Below are 14873 nucleotides of genomic sequence, written 5' to 3' on the forward strand. Positions count from 1 at the left end.
TAAAAAAGATTTTTAGAACGGAAGATCATCTTCTTCTCCCGCTGGAGTATTAATATCTACTGGAGCAGCATATTGTGGAGCTGCTGCAGCACCTGCAGTATTAGTTAAAGTTGTTAAGCGCCAAACCACCAAACTGTTAAAATATGAAGTTACTCCCTCTTTATTTGTCCACGGGCGACCGCGTAAATTGAAAGAAACTTCTACTTCATCACCAGCTTTTAGCGTATCGAATAAAGCCGTCTTATCTTGTAAAGCTTCAAACCTAATATACTCTGGATATGTTGGATTTTCTGCGTATTCTATAATTAAATCACGTTTTTTAAACGTTTCACTTACCTGTTGTAATGCACCTATTTCGTGTACCTTGCCTTTAATTTCCATATCAAAACTTATAATTATACTATCAAACCAAATCTCTAAAATTTTATTGATAAATCTGCATTCAAAAACATCAAGTTTTCCACACAGACTATTAGTTAATTAATTATAGAATAACGATAATTTAGCGTAGATAATATACAAATCCAATCCAAAAATTAATTATCTGTTTTTATTGGTAACTTTGCCCACAATATGATGCAAGTTTTCCAAACCAAAAGCAAGGTAATTATTACCTGCAATAAAAGGCTCTCGCCTTATTTACAAGATGAAGTTACTGCTTTAGGCTATGAAATTGTAAGGGCTTTTCCAACAGGTGTTGAGTTAAATATTACGTTAACGGAATGTATAAAACTGAACTTAAACTTAAGATGTGCAAGTCAAATTTTATATTGCATAAACAGTTTTAAGGCTAATACACCCGAAGAATTGTATACCGCTTTAGTGGCAATGGAATGGGAAGAATTAATTGATTTTGCTGGTTATTTCTCTGTAACGTCCAACGTAGATAATCCAACGATAACTACGCCTCTTTTTGCAAATTTAAAAGTGAAAGATGCAATTGTAGATCGCTTCAGAGAAAAGAAAAATATCCGTCCAAACTCAGGTTCTGATGCTAATAAAACCGTTATTCATTTGTATTGGAAAGATGACGAAGCTGATGTTTTTATAGATACTAGTGGCGAAACTTTAGCCAAACATGGTTACCGTAAAATACCGGGTAAAGCGCCAATGTTAGAGGCTTTGGCAGCTAGCACAATTATGGCAACTCAATGGGATCAAAAATCTCCATTTGTAAATCCAATGTGTGGTTCGGGAACTTTAGCAATTGAAGCTGCGTTACTAGCAACCAATCGCCGACCAGGATTATATAGGATGAATTATGGTTTTATGCACATTTTAGGCTATGATGAAGAAGTATTTTTCGCAGAGCGAAGAATTTTGAAAGATCAGGTCATTAAAAATACAGATGTACAAATTATTGCCACTGATATTTCTGAAGATGCAGTTGATGTAAGCCGAAGAAATGCTAAAACAGCTGGCGTAGATACCTTAATTACTTTCGAAGTTTGTGATTTCGAAGAAACTCCTGTTCCAGAAGGCGGTAAAGGCGTGGTAGTTTTCAATCCAGAATATGGTGAGCGTTTGGGTGTACACAGTAAACTGGAGTTAACCTATAAGCGTATCGGAGACTTCATGAAGAAGAACTGTAAAGGATATTTTGGGTATATCTTTACAGGAAATCCAGATTTGGCAAAGAAAATTGGACTTAAAGCAGATAAAAAAATAGAATTCTACAATGGAAAACTAGATTGTCGTATGCTTGAGTATGAATTATACGATGGAACTAGACGACCAGAAGACGAAAGACCAAAAGCAAAATTAGACTAGATTTAATTCCAATAAATTTTATTAAAACTGTTACTACCACTTTTTCGTTTATGTAGGTATCAACCTATACTAATTAGATGAAAGACAAGGTAAAAGCAGAAATGCAAGCTGTGGCGGGTAACATTAGAAAAGTAAGAGAATTTCGAAATTATACGCAAGATTATTTAGCCGCAAAGCTAGAAATATCACAAAATGCGTATAGCAAAATTGAATTGGGTTATACTAAAATCACCTTAGATAGGCTTTTTCATATCGCCTTAATCTTAGAGGTAGAAGTAACACAGCTCTTATATTTCAATCAGGATAAATTTGAAAAATTAGGTCCGTTTGCTTAGCAATTTTTCAACATCGAGCGGTTTTCAATAAAATTCAGAATACCTTGCGTCATAATTTTTCTTTATGCAGCATATCATTGAGCAAACCATCAACTTTGTTAAAATTTCATTGGCTAACGCAGAAACTGGGCACGACTGGTTCCACATCGAGCGAGTTTACAAAACTGCACAAACTATTAATGCTACAGAAAAAGGCGATGAATTAATTGTTGCTTTAGCTGCCTTATTGCATGATATCGCAGATAGCAAATTTAACAATGGTGATGAAGAAATTGGGCCACGAAAGGCAGGTGATTTCCTAAAAAGCATTGGTTTAGAAAGTGAAATCATCCACCATGTGCAAGAAATTATTAGAAACTTATCTTATAAAGCAAGTTTAGGCGAAATCTCGTTTAAATCTAAGGAGTTAGACATTGTGCAAGATGCAGATCGGCTGGATGCGATTGGCGCTATTGGCATTGCTAGGGCGTTTACGTATGGCGGCTATAAAAACAGAGTTTTGTATGACCCAGAAATTAAGCCAAACCTTGCTATGAATAAAGAAGAATACAAAAATACGACTGCACCAACATTAAATCATTTTTACGAAAAATTATTGTTGCTTAAAGATTTAATGAAAACAGACACAGGAAAAACTATGGCCGAAGAACGTCATCAGTTTATGCTTACCTATTTGGAGCAATTTTATGCCGAATGGGAAGGTAGAAAATAAAATCTTTACTCTTAAAAGTGCTGTGTTTTAATTCATAAAACACTAATATTTTTAGCTGTATTTACTATTTTTGTTAGTAAACACAAGCCTAATGTCAGAACGATTAAGAGAAAAATTAAATATTCTTGCCGATGCCGCTAAATATGATGTTTCTTGCTCATCTAGTGGTAGCGATAGAAAGAACACCAATAAAGGCCTTGGTAACGGTCATCAATCTGGTATCTGCCATACCTATACAGAAGATGGTCGATGCGTTTCTCTTTTAAAAATTCTACTTACCAATCATTGTATTTTCGATTGCGCTTATTGCGTATCCAGAAAAAGTAACGACATTGAAAGAGCTGCTTTTACAGTTGATGAAGTGGTTGAGCTGACAATGAATTTTTATCGTCGCAATTTCATTGAAGGTTTGTTTTTAAGTTCTGGGATTTTTAAAAACGCGGATTTCACTATGGAACGACTATTAAGAGTAGTTAAAAAACTCCGTTTAGAGCAAAATTACAATGGTTATATCCACCTCAAAACTATACCTGGTGCAAGCGACGAATTAATTAAAGAAGCTGGCCTATATGCCGATAGAATGAGTATTAATTTGGAAATGCCAACTGAAAGTGGCCTAAAATTACTCGCTCCAGAAAAAAGCCATAAAGATGTTATTAAGCCCTTAGATTTTGTTCAAAAGCAAATTGTTCAATTTAAGGATGAAAAAAAGCTAATTAAAAGTGTTCCGAAATTTGTTCCTGCAGGGCAAAGTACACAAATGGTAGTTGGCGCAACAGCAGAAACAGATAAGGAAATTATGTACACTGCTGATTCATTTTATAAAAATTTTGCATTGAAACGAGTTTATTACTCTGGTTATATTCCAATTAGTAATGATACTAGAATGCCCATATTAGGCACACAACCCCCTTTACTCAGAGAGAACAGATTATATCAAACGGATTGGTTAATGCGCTTTTACGGATTTAAAGTTCATGAGATTTTAAACGATGCTAACCCGCATTTAGATATTGATATTGATCCAAAATTAAGTTGGGCATTAAGAAATTTACAACATTTTCCTGTAGATATTAATACTGCCGACTATCGAATGATATTGCGCATTCCTGGAATTGGCGTAACCTCTGCAAACAAGATTGTTCAAGCTCGGAAATTTGGAAAACTTCACATTTATCAATTAAAAAATATTGGAGTAGCCTATAGTAGAGCGAAACATTTCATTAAATGCGCCGACACTCCTTTTCAGTTGAAAGATTTTCAGGCTACGCAAATTAAAGCTTTTATACTGGCCGAAAGCCAAAGTAAATATCTAAAAACGGATACGAATCAACTTATTCTTTTTTAAATGATTTACATTTTTGATGGAAGTTTAGAAGGATTGTTTACTGCCGTTTTTGAATGGTTTGAACGCAAACCAGGAAAAGTGAATTTAAGAACTGAAAAAACTCATCAGCCAGATGCTTTTATTGAAACATTATTTGTTCATACGAATAGAGCAAAGGCAGATCGGGTGTGGGATGGGCTACAGAAAAAACTCGCTAGAGAATGGGTACGAAAATTTTATTGTGCTTATCTGTCGGAACTGCCAGAAGTTTTTAATTCTTTATTTCATTTTGCGTGTTATGTTTTTCTTCATCCAGCAGGTGCTGAAAAAAATTATGGAAATGAACACGTTTTGGCAGTTTCCAAAACAGCTAGAAGCGTAGAAAGAGAAAAGCATAGAATGGAAGCTTTTATTAGATTTCAACACACAGCGGATGGGATTTTTTATTGCCGAATAGATCCAGATTTTAATGTTTTACCATTAATTGTTAACCACTTTAAAAATCGCTACGCAGATCAAAAATGGATAATTTACGACTTAAAAAGACATTATGGTTTGTTTTATGATTTGCATAGAGTAGAAGAAATTACTGTAGAGATAAATGAGCATGCTTTAAAAAATCCAAAATCTAATCAATTAGATGAGAAAGAAGAATTGTATGCGAATCTATGGAAGGATTATTTTAAAAGCACCAATATCGAATCTAGGAAAAACACAAAACTACATGTGCAACACGTACCAAAAAGATATTGGAAATATTTAACTGAAAAGCAAATAGAGTAAGTTCGAGACAAACTAATTTCGAATGTAAATCGATTTCATTAGCTAACAATTACTTAACATTAAAACTGTAAATTAGCCTTATGAAGCTAAGCGTACTTGTTTTAATTACTGCTCTTGCCGTTGGACTTTCTATTGGTTTGGTAAATTTCCACTTTCAAGGCAGTTGGTATTATCTTTTAATTTCTTTCGGAATTTCATTTGTTACTAGCTTTTTAGTGTTCTATTATCTTTTAGAAAAATACATCTACACTAAAATTAAACTCATTTACAAACTCATTCACAACTTAAAACTAGGTAAAGATTTAAAAGAAGCCATTGGCGAGTATAAAAGTTCTGATCCGATTAATGATGTCGAACAAGAGGTAAAAGAATGGGCTGGCGCAAAAAAACGTGAAATTGATCTCCTAAAAAAACAGGAACAATTTAGAAGGGAATTTTTATCAAATGTTTCTCACGAGTTTAAGACACCACTTTTTGCCATTCAAGGATATATTGAGACTTTACAAGATTGCATGGCTGATGATCCAGAAATGGCGGTTAAGTTTCTTAAAAAAGCAGAAAAGAATGTAGAACGATTAAGTTATTTAATTAATGATTTAGATTCCATATCTAAACTAGAAACTGGTGAAATTCCTATCAATTATGAAAAATTTGATTTTGTTGCTTTAGCCAAAGAAGTAATGGATAGTTTAGAAGACCGAGCATTAACTCATAAAATTAAACTTTCCTTTAAAGATAAGTATGCTGCGCCAACTTTGGTTTATGCCGACAAAGAGAAAATAAGGCAAGTGATGATTAATTTAATTCAGAACTCTATTAAATATGGCAACGAAAACGGTTCGACAGCGATTAAAATCTTCGAATTGCATGATCAGTTTTTAATTGAAGTAACTGATGACGGTATTGGAATTGAAGAGAAACATTTAACTCGTTTATTTGAACGTTTTTATAGAATTGATTCCCATCGCTCTCGTCAGGAAGGTGGAACAGGTTTAGGCCTAGCAATTGTAAAGCATATTTTAGAAGCACACGAGCAAACTATTTCAGTTCGTAGCACACCAAATATAGGTACAACCTTTGCCTTCACTCTACAAAAAAGCAATTAGTTTAATTAAAATAGTTCATGGACTTAACATTAACTTAACATTGTACCTTTAGCTTTGCACCATATTTAATTTAAAATGAATAGTATTTTTAGCTTCTTTACACCTAAAGACAAAAAATTTCAGCCACTGTTTGAACAAGCAGGGTCAAATGTTTTAAAAATCGCTGAAGCGTTATTAGTAGTAGTTACAACTAATGATCTAGAGAAAAGAAAAGAAGCGATTAAAGAGGTAGAGCGTCTTGAACATGTTGGAGACGACATTACACACACTATCTTTATTGAGCTAAGCAAGAACTTTATTACTCCTTTCGACAGAGAAGATATACATACCTTGGCCAGTGCCATTGACGATATTGCTGATTATATCCATGCATCTGCAGGAAATATTGAACTTTATAATGTGACCAACATTGGAGATGCAATGGTAAAACTAGCTGAGCTTTTAGTAGAAATGTGTAGTGACCTTGAAAAAGCAATTAAAGAATTAAGAAGCTTTAAAAATATCCGCGTTATTGCTGATGCTTGTGTTAGAATTAACAGTGCCGAAAATCAGGCAGATTATGTATGTAATTTAGCAATTGCCCGTTTATTCGAATTTGAAACTAATGCAATAGAATTGATTAAACAAAAAGAGATTTTACAAACATTAGAAATCGCTACCGATAAATGCGAAGACGCAGCGAATGTGTTGGAATCTATTTTGGTTAAAAACGCCTAAGAAACATGACTTTGACCCTCCTTTTTGTAATTATTGGTTTAGCTTTAATATTCGACTACATTGGTGGTTTTCATGATGCAGCAAATGCAATTGCTACCATTGTTGCAACAAAAGTATTATCACCTTTTCAAGCAGTACTTTGGGCTGCATTTTTCAACTTTTTAGCCTATTGGGTATTTGGGTTTGGCGTAGCAGACTCAGTTGCAAAAACTGCACATACCATGGATATTAATCTTGTGGTGATTTTAGCAGGGGTTATTGCCGCTATCATTTGGAATTTATTTACTTGGTGGTTTGGGATACCTTCAAGTTCGTCTCATACTTTAATTGGCGGCTTTGCTGGTGCTGCCATTGCACATGCAGGTATCAATGTTGTAAATTGGTATAATGCAGGTAAACCAGGAGAGGTACCATCAGGAATTTTAGTCGTAATTGGCTTCATCGTTTTAGCCCCAGTAATTGGAGCCGTATTATCTTATTTCATCTCTATTTGGCTTTTATACTCTTCTAAAAAAAGTATTTGGCCAAAATTATTTACAATATGCTTAATGATAGCAACTTCATGGTTTATCTATAGTCAAATGTTGTTTTATCATGAGATTAAAGCGCCTAGATTTGAATCCCATTTTTTAAGTGTCGCACTTGAGCCGCATAATATCAAGTGGTTATTGGTTGCGTTTATCATTTTATCTGTTAGTTTCTTTTGTTTAATTTTTAGCAGCCTTAATCAAACTCAATCTACCGCGTGGTTAAGAAAAATGCAATTGTTATCGTCTGCATCCTTTAGTTTAGGACACGGTGGTAACGATTCACAAAAAGTAATGGGTATTATCGCAGCAGCAGTTGTCGTTTATATTCATACGAGTGGAGTTGCTATGGAAAGTTTGCCTACTTGGCTACATGTTGCATTACCATCAAAAGGCCCTAATGGAGAAGAAATAGCAGGTCAAATGCCAACTTGGATACCATTGGCATGTTATGGTGCAATTGCTGCTGGTACTTTAAGCGGTGGTTGGAAAATTGTAAAAACAATGGGTTCCAAAATCACTAAAGTAACTCCATTTGAAGGTGTAACAGCCGAAACTGCTGGCGCATTAACCTTATATTTTACCGAACACTTTAAAATCCCAGTAAGTACAACACATACTATTACTGGTTCCATTATCGGTTCTGGTTTAACAAAAGGTGTTTCTGCAGTTAAATGGGGAGTAACAGTAAAACTGATTTGGGCTTGGGTACTAACTATTCCAGTATCTGCAGTTTTAGCTGCACTTGTTTATTACCTGTTAAGTGCTTTTATACATTAGCCATTCTCTTTCATTTGTTGGGCAACTATAGTAGCATTTTGGTCATTGCTTTCTGATAAATGCTCAATAATTTTTGCCTTATTTGCTGCTGAATGGTTTTGGCTTAATTTAAATACACTATTAATTTCATCCACACGTATTTCAAAACCACTAATTGCTTTTAGGTTTTTCTCAATGTATTCTTCATCCATTTTATGAAAAGCAGCTGGACTTTCTGCTGGATCTTCGTAACTATTGGTTAAGTGTTTTATAACCTCTCTAGTTTCATCCGTATTCATTAATCGGATTCTCCCTTTGGCGTGTACAGAACTGTAATTCCAAGTTGAGGCAACTGCCGGATTTTCATAAACCGAAGCACTTACATACGCATGTGCACCAGTAAAAAGCGCCAATACATTTTCATTTTTAGCATATGCTACATAATGATCTGTCTTTTTCATAACATGCCCAACTAGTCGAGTACCTTTCTCATCTTGATACACATGAACTGGAATTTGTGTCGCAACTGGAAAAACACCATCGTAACCAATTAATGTAATAAAGGAGTGCGCTTGCATAAATGTCAATATTTTAGCAGCATCCTTTTCTTCGAAATAAGGAACTTTATACATGTTATAGATTTGAAATTAATAGTTTAGAATTTAACAACTATCTGTGTGGTTGCCGATACTTGTGCAGGCACAAGCCAATTTGGTCCATCATTAACTAAACGAATAGCTTCCGCATTTTCTGCCTTAGTTAAACCTTGTACTATTTTAATACGATTAGGCCGTCCATTTAAAATTTCGAATTTGAGGGTTACCGATTTATCCGATACTCCTTCTTTAACTAATCGATTATTATTTTTAAGGTATTGCTCAAAATTTTCCCATCCACCTTCTGGTAAAGGCGTTGATTTTACGTTAGCAACAGATGATCTTTTCGCCTGTCTAGCACCAGAACTGGTAACCACCACTTCACTTAAAGCCTTAGAATCCGGTTCTAATATCACATTAAGATTTTGATTTGCATTAGCTGAAACATTCTTAGTAACAAAACCTAAATAAGCAACAGCTACTTGATTATTCTTACTAGCACTATCTATTGGAAGTGTAAACTCTCCTTTAGCATTTGTAGTTGTACTTGCTTTACCATTCGCTAATCTAACAGTAGCTCCAGGTATAGGTAATCCGTCTTCTTGCGAAACAACCTTTCCATTAATTGATTTAGTAGTAGCATTTACTTGCACACCCGCAACTTTTCCAGCCAGAGCAGAAGCCACAACCATCTTACTTTCCTGTTCCTTTTTCTCGGCAGCCATAACTTTAGCAATACTCTCTTGTCTAGCTTCTGCTTGTGCAACCTCTCCACCTAAAATAGGTTGTTCTGCTGCAGCAGCTGCTACGGTAACAGTTGGTTTTGCAGCAACTGCTGGAATATTATTTTTCGATTTAGAATTTACTTTTGCAACAACAACGGCTTTATCGGCATCCAAACTAAGTGGTGCAGTAGGCTTAATTGCTGGATTAGGCTTAACTTGTGGTTCAATTTTAATTTGCACATTTTTTGGTGAGTTGCTATTTATTTTAGGTTGAGAACTTTCCTTCATCCAAAATAAAACACTTGCAGTCACAAATAATACCGCAGCTGCAGCACCTATACTTAAACGTTGTGAAGTAATTGTCCAACGTTTTTTCTCAATAGGTTTTTGTGCAATACGTTCTTGTAATTGTTTTTGTAGTAGTGATAAAGATTGACTTCGTCTGGGTGATTGACTTAATCCCGCCAATGCCTCAGCCACAAAAGGATCTTCAAGCGAAAGTCGCTCTACCTTATACATAGTTTTAGCATCAAGTTTACCATCAAGGTAATCTTCCAACACATCAATATCTAACCACTCGTTATAGCTCACTGTTTTTCTCTATACAAATTTTCAAATTTCTCTTCCCATTTTGGATATAACTCTTCACTTTAAGCATATCATATCCCGTTATCTCGGCAACTTCCTTATAACATTTCTCTTGTAAATAAAACAAATCTACACTTTTACGTTGCTCTTCAGGTAAGGTTTCCATGCACTTTTCCATCACAGTTAACTGCGTTTCTTTTGCGTCGTCGATATCAAGATGCACAAAATCACCATTTTCCACAAAATTATCTTCCATCGCAACCGTTGGATTTTTTGCAGACTTACGCAATGCCATTAAACAATGATTACGAGCCAACACATGTAACCAACTCTTAAAGTTTTGGACTTCATGCATTTTCAACTTTGTTACCAACTCTTCAAAAATTTGCATTACCGCATCCTTACTTTGCTCTTCATCCTTAAAATAATTAAAGCAAACCCCAAAAACCAAATGCATGTATTTGTTGTAAAGCGTACCCAATACCGCTAAATCACCACTTTTTTTATAAGCGGAAATAAGCGCAGAATCATCTTGTTCATTAATCTTAGCTGTGTTTTTTATAAACTTCAAATTGGGTATTCGGCTAAATGTTGTTCAAGTATAAAAAATATTTTCCGATAAGAATATGGAAATCTGATAAACCTTACATCTCCTATTAAAACCAAAACTCATGAAAAAATTTATAGTACCCATTTTAGCACTTCTTATCCTAGTCGGATTTAAAGCTACCACTACTAGAACTATTACAGGTGTTGTAATTAGCAACGATGATAACCTTCCAATTCCTGGTGTATACCTAAAAAGCTTGCCCAGCAACACAACAGCAAGCACAGATAAAAATGGTAAATTTTCTATCAGCATACCAGAAACTGATATCAAATTAGTGGTTTCTTATATCGGCTTCGAAACACAAACCTTCAAATTAGGAAAAAGCAATAATTTAACAATTACACTTAAAGCTGATGCCCAAACATTAAGTGAAGTTATTGTAGTTAGTGCAGGACAAGCTCAGCAAAAAGAAGTGGCATACAATAACGCCTCTGCCGCTAAACAAAAAGCATACGGTCTACAAGGAAAAGTGGCAGGGATGCAAGTAATGAGTGCGCCTAATTATGATACCGAGAGCTATGCTGGAATAACCGAAAACGGTTTCAAAAACCCTTTAAAAGAAGCGCTCTCTACTTTTTCTATCGATGTAGATGCTGCATCATACAGCAATGTTCGTCGGTTTATCAATAACGGAACTTTGCCACCAAAAGATGCCGTTCGTATTGAAGAAATGATTAATTATTTCGATTACAACTATGCGCAACCAACTGGCAATGATCCTGTAAATATTCAAACAGAATTAGCGCCAGCTCCATGGAATCCTCAGCATAGATTAGTACAAATTGGACTAAAAGCAAAAACCATTGCTACAGATAATCTTCCAGCATCTAACCTTGTATTTTTAATAGACGTTTCAGGGTCAATGAGTAGCGCCAATAAATTACCGTTATTAATTTCATCTCTAAAATTATTAACAGATCAACTGCGAGATAAAGACAAAGTTGCTATTGTAGTGTACGCTGGTCAATCTGGCTTAGTATTGCCTTCTACCAGTGGTGATGCAAAAGCAAGTATAAAAGATGCATTAAACAAATTAAGTGCTGGTGGTTCTACCGCTGGTGGAGCTGGTTTGCAACTAGCCTACAAAGTTGCAGGCGAAAACTTTATAAAAGGCGGAAACAACAGAATAATTTTAGCTACTGACGGCGATTTTAATGTGGGTATAAGTAGCGATAATGAAATGGAACGCTTAATAGAAGAAAAACGTAAAAGTGGAATATTTTTAACCGTTTTAGGCTACGGAATGGGTAATTACAAAGACAGTAAAATGGAAATTCTAGCCAATAAAGGCAATGGAAACTACGCTTATATCGATAATATTAATGAAGCCAGAAAAGTATTGGTCAACGAATTTGGTGGAACGTTATTTACAGTAGCCAAAGATGTGAAGTTGCAAATAGAATTTAATCCTGCAAAAGTACAAGCCTACCGATTAATTGGTTACGAAAACAGAATGTTAAAGGATGAAGATTTTAATGATGACAAAAAAGATGCTGGCGAAATGGGTTCCGGACATACCGTAACTGCATTATATGAAATTATCCCAGTTGGTGTAAAAAGTTCTTTTGCAAACAAAGTTGATGACTTGAAGTATCAAAAAACGGCTAAATCTGCAAGTACTTACACTGGCGATGAAATGTTAACCATTAAACTGCGCTATAAATTGCCAGACCAAAATACCAGTAAAAGCATGCAAAAAGCCATTAACGATAATCCGAGTGCAAACACAAGTGTGAACTTTAGATTTGCCGCTGCGATTGCCGAGTTCGGTATGTTACTCCGTCAATCTGAGTATAAACAAAATAGCAGCTTTGCACAAGTAATTACATTAGCAGAAGGCGCTATGGGCAAAGACAAAGAAGGCTATCGTTCGGAATTTTTACGATTGGCAAAATCTGCCCAATTAATGGCAAAGGATTTGCTTAGTATTGTTGAAGTAGAAAACGGTAGCGAACAAATCATCAAATAAACGCTGATTTAGGTAATCCGTCTCTATAGAAATTAACTTATAGAAAAGATGAAAAAAATCAGCCTATACATTTGTGCACTAGTGGTAATTTGTTTGAGCAGTTGCGATGTACAAAGTCAGAATAAAATTGGCAACATTTTAAAGCAGATACCAACAGGTGGTACACCAACAACCTTAGAAATTGGACAAGGCATTAAGCAAGCTTTAGAGATTGGAACTTCACAAGGTGCAGATCAACTTTCTGCTAAAGACGGTTTCTTAGGGAATTTGGCAGTTAAAATTCTGTTTCCGCCAGAGGCGCAAAAAGTAGAAAAAACGCTAAGAAGTGTAGGTTTAAATTCGCTGGCAGATAATGTAATTCTAAGTATTAACCGTGCCGCAGAAGATGCCGCGAAAGAAGCAAAATCGATTTTTTTATCTGCCATTAAACAAATGACGATTGCTGATGCAACCAACATTTTATTAGGGAATAAAGACGCCGCAACTCAATATTTTAAACGCGTAACTACAGCACAGCTCATGGAAAAATTTAGACCTGTAATTACTTCAAGTTTAAGTAAAGTTGGCGCTACCAGATATTGGAGTGATGCAGCATTAGCCTACAATAAATTACCATTAGTAAAACCAGTGAACACAGATTTATCTGCTTACGTTGCACAAAAAGCAATTGATGGTATGTTTATACAAGTTGCACAAGAAGAATTAAAAATTAGAGATAACATTAGTGCTCGTAGCACTAGCTTATTGCAAAAAGTATTTGGTTATGCCGATACGAAGAAATAACTAACACCATTGTTATACTAATATAAGTTATCGTAATGCCGTAGCAGGTGATTTTGTACTATCCGTCGGGAAGATACCAACCGAAACATTTAGCGTATTTCGGCAGGTGAATACACCAGCCAATAAACAAAATAGCTCCTGATTCTCTTACCATTATGATTTTTGTTCCATACATAGCTTTATTTTTCTAAAAAAATTTTTTAGAAAAATATCTCATTTGGTGCTAGGTTTTTCATAACTATTTTTCAATCTTAGTATAAGATAATTAACCAATTAAATAAAGAGCCATTAATAACTCTTTATTTAACTTAAACCATCAAACTATGAAAAGACTACATTTATTTAGGATGCTCATAATAGTATCCTTTATTTCGCTTTTTGCATTATCTTGCAAGAAGGAATCAACAAAGGAAAACCCTTTAGAAGATGCGAAGGATTGGTATCTTAAATTAACTGCAAATTCTAAAACTTCATTTAAATCCAGTAAGGAAAAAACAGAAAATGTAACTACTGAATATATATGGAACAAGGCGAAAGTTTATATATTTAGTGATGGTAAAGAAGTAGTTGGTATACCAACCAATGTAGTAATGAGTAATAAGTACGATGCACCAGGGAGTTATATGCTATTGGTATATAAAACCAATAACATTTATAACTCGCTTATTATTTTTAATGAGAAAAACGGATATCTTAATAATACACCATCTACTTCTGACGTGGAAGCTGCATTTATTGTAGGGTTGAAAAACAGAGAATTGAAATCATTATCAAAAAGTAAGGACGTAGTCTCTAAAGTTCCAAAAGGCAAAACAATGCTTGTCCCTAGTGAGCCTGTTTGCATTGATTGGTATTTGACTACCTATACATACGATTCATGGGGTAATGTAATAGAAATTCTTTCTGAGATATATCTTATACAACCTGTAGTGATGATGGCGGCAGTGGTGGTGGGGGTGTAAATGAGCCAGAACCAACATTTGCTTGGGGAGAGGTAGACGATTCTGATGGCTCTAATACATTGCTTTCGATAGATACTGCAGGTAATGAGGTGCATAACATAAATTGGACTTGTTATAAGATTAACGGCAATCAGTTATTGTTTCAGAGTTATGAAAAAGTATCTATTGGGAGGTATGGGTATTCTAACTATTATTGGATTTCAGGTGTTCAACATCAAAATATTACTCCGGCTGGAGACCTTGGTACTGGGCAAAGTGCTGAACTTTTATTGAATTCTGCAACCGACGTGAGTACTACTGAGTATGCTCAAATGGAATTATCTGTTAAAGAACGGAGGACAATAATTCAAAATAATAAGACAAATGTCAAAACTTCTGGCCCAGTTACCGCAAGGAGCAGAGCTTGGCCTTTATCTCGATTTGGACATTAATTATGAATTACTTAAATTATTTTACTTTTTTATTGTTAAGCAGCCTTTTTAGTAATTGTAGTAATAATCCTGCAAAACATAACCTGGCTATAATGGCTCTCGTTTCTGAAATATCTGATAGTTATTCAGACGGTAGAATTGAGAAACAAGTAACTAAATACAAAATAGCATAT

Annotated in this window: 16 protein-coding genes; 12 read left to right on the forward strand and 4 right to left on the reverse strand. The window is 34.9% G+C overall.

Translation table 11 applies throughout. From position 1 onward, the window contains the following. Positions 1 to 12: 12 nt before the first annotated feature. Entirely contained in the window at positions 13 to 381 is a 369-nt protein-coding gene (locus WC622_RS09305) for a DUF3127 domain-containing protein (RefSeq protein ID WP_372819418.1), read from the reverse strand. 195 nt (positions 382 to 576) lie between these two features. Between WC622_RS09305 and WC622_RS09310 the strand changes: the two genes are divergently transcribed. The 8 genes from WC622_RS09310 (at position 577) to WC622_RS09345 (ending at position 8057) form a co-directional block, all read left to right on the forward strand. Further along, on the forward strand, positions 577 to 1770 hold the full coding sequence (locus WC622_RS09310) for a class I SAM-dependent RNA methyltransferase (protein ID WP_372819433.1): 1194 nt from the start codon (positions 577 to 579) through the stop codon (positions 1768 to 1770). A 77-nt stretch (positions 1771 to 1847) separates the two neighbouring features. Next, positions 1848 to 2105: a helix-turn-helix domain-containing protein gene (locus WC622_RS09315; RefSeq protein ID WP_372819419.1), complete on the forward strand. Its 258-nt coding sequence runs from the start codon at positions 1848 to 1850 to the stop codon at positions 2103 to 2105. Between the two features lie 64 nt (positions 2106 to 2169). Then, positions 2170 to 2817, forward strand: coding sequence for an HD domain-containing protein (locus WC622_RS09320; RefSeq protein ID WP_372819420.1), 648 nt, complete (start codon positions 2170 to 2172; stop codon positions 2815 to 2817). Positions 2818 to 2908: 91 nt separating this feature from the next. After that, positions 2909 to 4165: a putative DNA modification/repair radical SAM protein gene (locus WC622_RS09325; RefSeq protein WP_372819421.1), complete on the forward strand. Its 1257-nt coding sequence runs from the start codon at positions 2909 to 2911 to the stop codon at positions 4163 to 4165. After that, the gene (locus WC622_RS09330; RefSeq protein WP_372819422.1) at positions 4166 to 4927 is read left to right on the forward strand and encodes a TIGR03915 family putative DNA repair protein; all 762 of its coding nucleotides are present in this window, start codon (positions 4166 to 4168) and stop codon (positions 4925 to 4927) included. It abuts the gene before it with no gap. Positions 4928 to 5007: 80 nt separating this feature from the next. After that, complete coding sequence (locus WC622_RS09335; protein WP_372819423.1) at positions 5008 to 6033, forward strand: sensor histidine kinase; 1026 nt, start codon at positions 5008 to 5010, stop codon at positions 6031 to 6033. Positions 6034 to 6108: 75 nt separating this feature from the next. Then, complete coding sequence (locus WC622_RS09340) at positions 6109 to 6750, forward strand: DUF47 domain-containing protein (RefSeq protein WP_372819424.1); 642 nt, start codon at positions 6109 to 6111, stop codon at positions 6748 to 6750. Positions 6751 to 6755: 5 nt separating this feature from the next. After that, positions 6756 to 8057 carry an anion permease gene (locus WC622_RS09345; protein ID WP_372819425.1) on the forward strand — a complete coding sequence of 434 codons (1302 nt, stop codon included), beginning with the start codon at positions 6756 to 6758 and terminating at the stop codon, positions 8055 to 8057. On the opposite strand, the gene WC622_RS09350 is transcribed toward WC622_RS09345, so the two are convergent. Genes WC622_RS09350 through WC622_RS09360 form a run of 3 tightly spaced genes read right to left on the reverse strand, consistent with a single transcriptional unit; the run spans position 8054 to position 10516 of the window. Then, positions 8054 to 8668 carry an FMN-binding negative transcriptional regulator gene (locus tag WC622_RS09350; protein WP_372819426.1) on the reverse strand — a complete coding sequence of 205 codons (615 nt, stop codon included), beginning with the start codon at positions 8666 to 8668 and terminating at the stop codon, positions 8054 to 8056. The two genes, WC622_RS09345 and WC622_RS09350, sit on opposite strands and share 4 nt — an antisense overlap. Positions 8669 to 8691: 23 nt before the next feature. Continuing rightward, positions 8692 to 9948 carry a carboxypeptidase-like regulatory domain-containing protein gene (locus WC622_RS09355; RefSeq protein WP_372819427.1) on the reverse strand — a complete coding sequence of 419 codons (1257 nt, stop codon included), beginning with the start codon at positions 9946 to 9948 and terminating at the stop codon, positions 8692 to 8694. Beyond that, complete coding sequence (locus WC622_RS09360) at positions 9938 to 10516, reverse strand: RNA polymerase sigma factor (RefSeq protein ID WP_372819428.1); 579 nt, start codon at positions 10514 to 10516, stop codon at positions 9938 to 9940. Before WC622_RS09360 ends, WC622_RS09355 begins: the two co-directional genes overlap by 11 nt. A 100-nt stretch (positions 10517 to 10616) precedes the next feature. On the opposite strand from WC622_RS09360, the gene WC622_RS09365 reads away from it, so the two are divergent. The 4 genes from WC622_RS09365 to WC622_RS09380 all read left to right on the forward strand — a co-directional run bounded on the left by WC622_RS09365 (position 10617) and on the right by WC622_RS09380 (position 14700). Continuing rightward, entirely contained in the window at positions 10617 to 12524 is a 1908-nt protein-coding gene (locus tag WC622_RS09365) for a von Willebrand factor type A domain-containing protein (protein ID WP_372819429.1), read from the forward strand. Positions 12525 to 12572: 48 nt separating this feature from the next. Then, entirely contained in the window at positions 12573 to 13307 is a 735-nt protein-coding gene (locus WC622_RS09370) for a DUF4197 domain-containing protein (protein WP_372819430.1), read from the forward strand. A 323-nt stretch (positions 13308 to 13630) separates the two neighbouring features. Beyond that, positions 13631 to 14269 carry a hypothetical protein gene (locus WC622_RS09375; protein ID WP_372819431.1) on the forward strand — a complete coding sequence of 213 codons (639 nt, stop codon included), beginning with the start codon at positions 13631 to 13633 and terminating at the stop codon, positions 14267 to 14269. 59 nt (positions 14270 to 14328) lie between these two features. After that, entirely contained in the window at positions 14329 to 14700 is a 372-nt protein-coding gene (locus WC622_RS09380; protein ID WP_372819432.1) for a hypothetical protein, read from the forward strand. The last annotated feature ends 173 nt before the right edge of the window (positions 14701 to 14873 follow it).

It is taken from the genome of Pedobacter sp. (genome assembly GCF_041662865.1).
Classification (GTDB): domain Bacteria; phylum Bacteroidota; class Bacteroidia; order Sphingobacteriales; family Sphingobacteriaceae; genus Pedobacter.

What these genes read in the sequence shown, in the direction of transcription:
- WC622_RS09365 (WP_372819429.1), top strand. Translation starts at nt 10,617, where the DNA reads ATGAAAAAATTTATAGTACCCATTTTAGCACTTCTTATCCTAGTCGGA.
- WC622_RS09305 (WP_372819418.1), bottom strand. Translation starts at nt 381, where the DNA reads ATGGAAATTAAAGGCAAGGTACACGAAATAGGTGCATTACAACAGGTA.
- WC622_RS09325 (WP_372819421.1), top strand. Translation starts at nt 2,909, where the DNA reads ATGTCAGAACGATTAAGAGAAAAATTAAATATTCTTGCCGATGCCGCT.
- WC622_RS09350 (WP_372819426.1), bottom strand. Translation starts at nt 8,668, where the DNA reads ATGTATAAAGTTCCTTATTTCGAAGAAAAGGATGCTGCTAAAATATTG.
- WC622_RS09370 (WP_372819430.1), top strand. Translation starts at nt 12,573, where the DNA reads ATGAAAAAAATCAGCCTATACATTTGTGCACTAGTGGTAATTTGTTTG.
- WC622_RS09345 (WP_372819425.1), top strand. Translation starts at nt 6,756, where the DNA reads ATGACTTTGACCCTCCTTTTTGTAATTATTGGTTTAGCTTTAATATTC.
- WC622_RS09315 (WP_372819419.1), top strand. Translation starts at nt 1,848, where the DNA reads ATGAAAGACAAGGTAAAAGCAGAAATGCAAGCTGTGGCGGGTAACATT.
- WC622_RS09335 (WP_372819423.1), top strand. Translation starts at nt 5,008, where the DNA reads ATGAAGCTAAGCGTACTTGTTTTAATTACTGCTCTTGCCGTTGGACTT.
- WC622_RS09340 (WP_372819424.1), top strand. Translation starts at nt 6,109, where the DNA reads ATGAATAGTATTTTTAGCTTCTTTACACCTAAAGACAAAAAATTTCAG.
- WC622_RS09330 (WP_372819422.1), top strand. Translation starts at nt 4,166, where the DNA reads ATGATTTACATTTTTGATGGAAGTTTAGAAGGATTGTTTACTGCCGTT.
- WC622_RS09320 (WP_372819420.1), top strand. Translation starts at nt 2,170, where the DNA reads ATGCAGCATATCATTGAGCAAACCATCAACTTTGTTAAAATTTCATTG.
- WC622_RS09375 (WP_372819431.1), top strand. Translation starts at nt 13,631, where the DNA reads ATGAAAAGACTACATTTATTTAGGATGCTCATAATAGTATCCTTTATT.
- WC622_RS09310 (WP_372819433.1), top strand. Translation starts at nt 577, where the DNA reads ATGCAAGTTTTCCAAACCAAAAGCAAGGTAATTATTACCTGCAATAAA.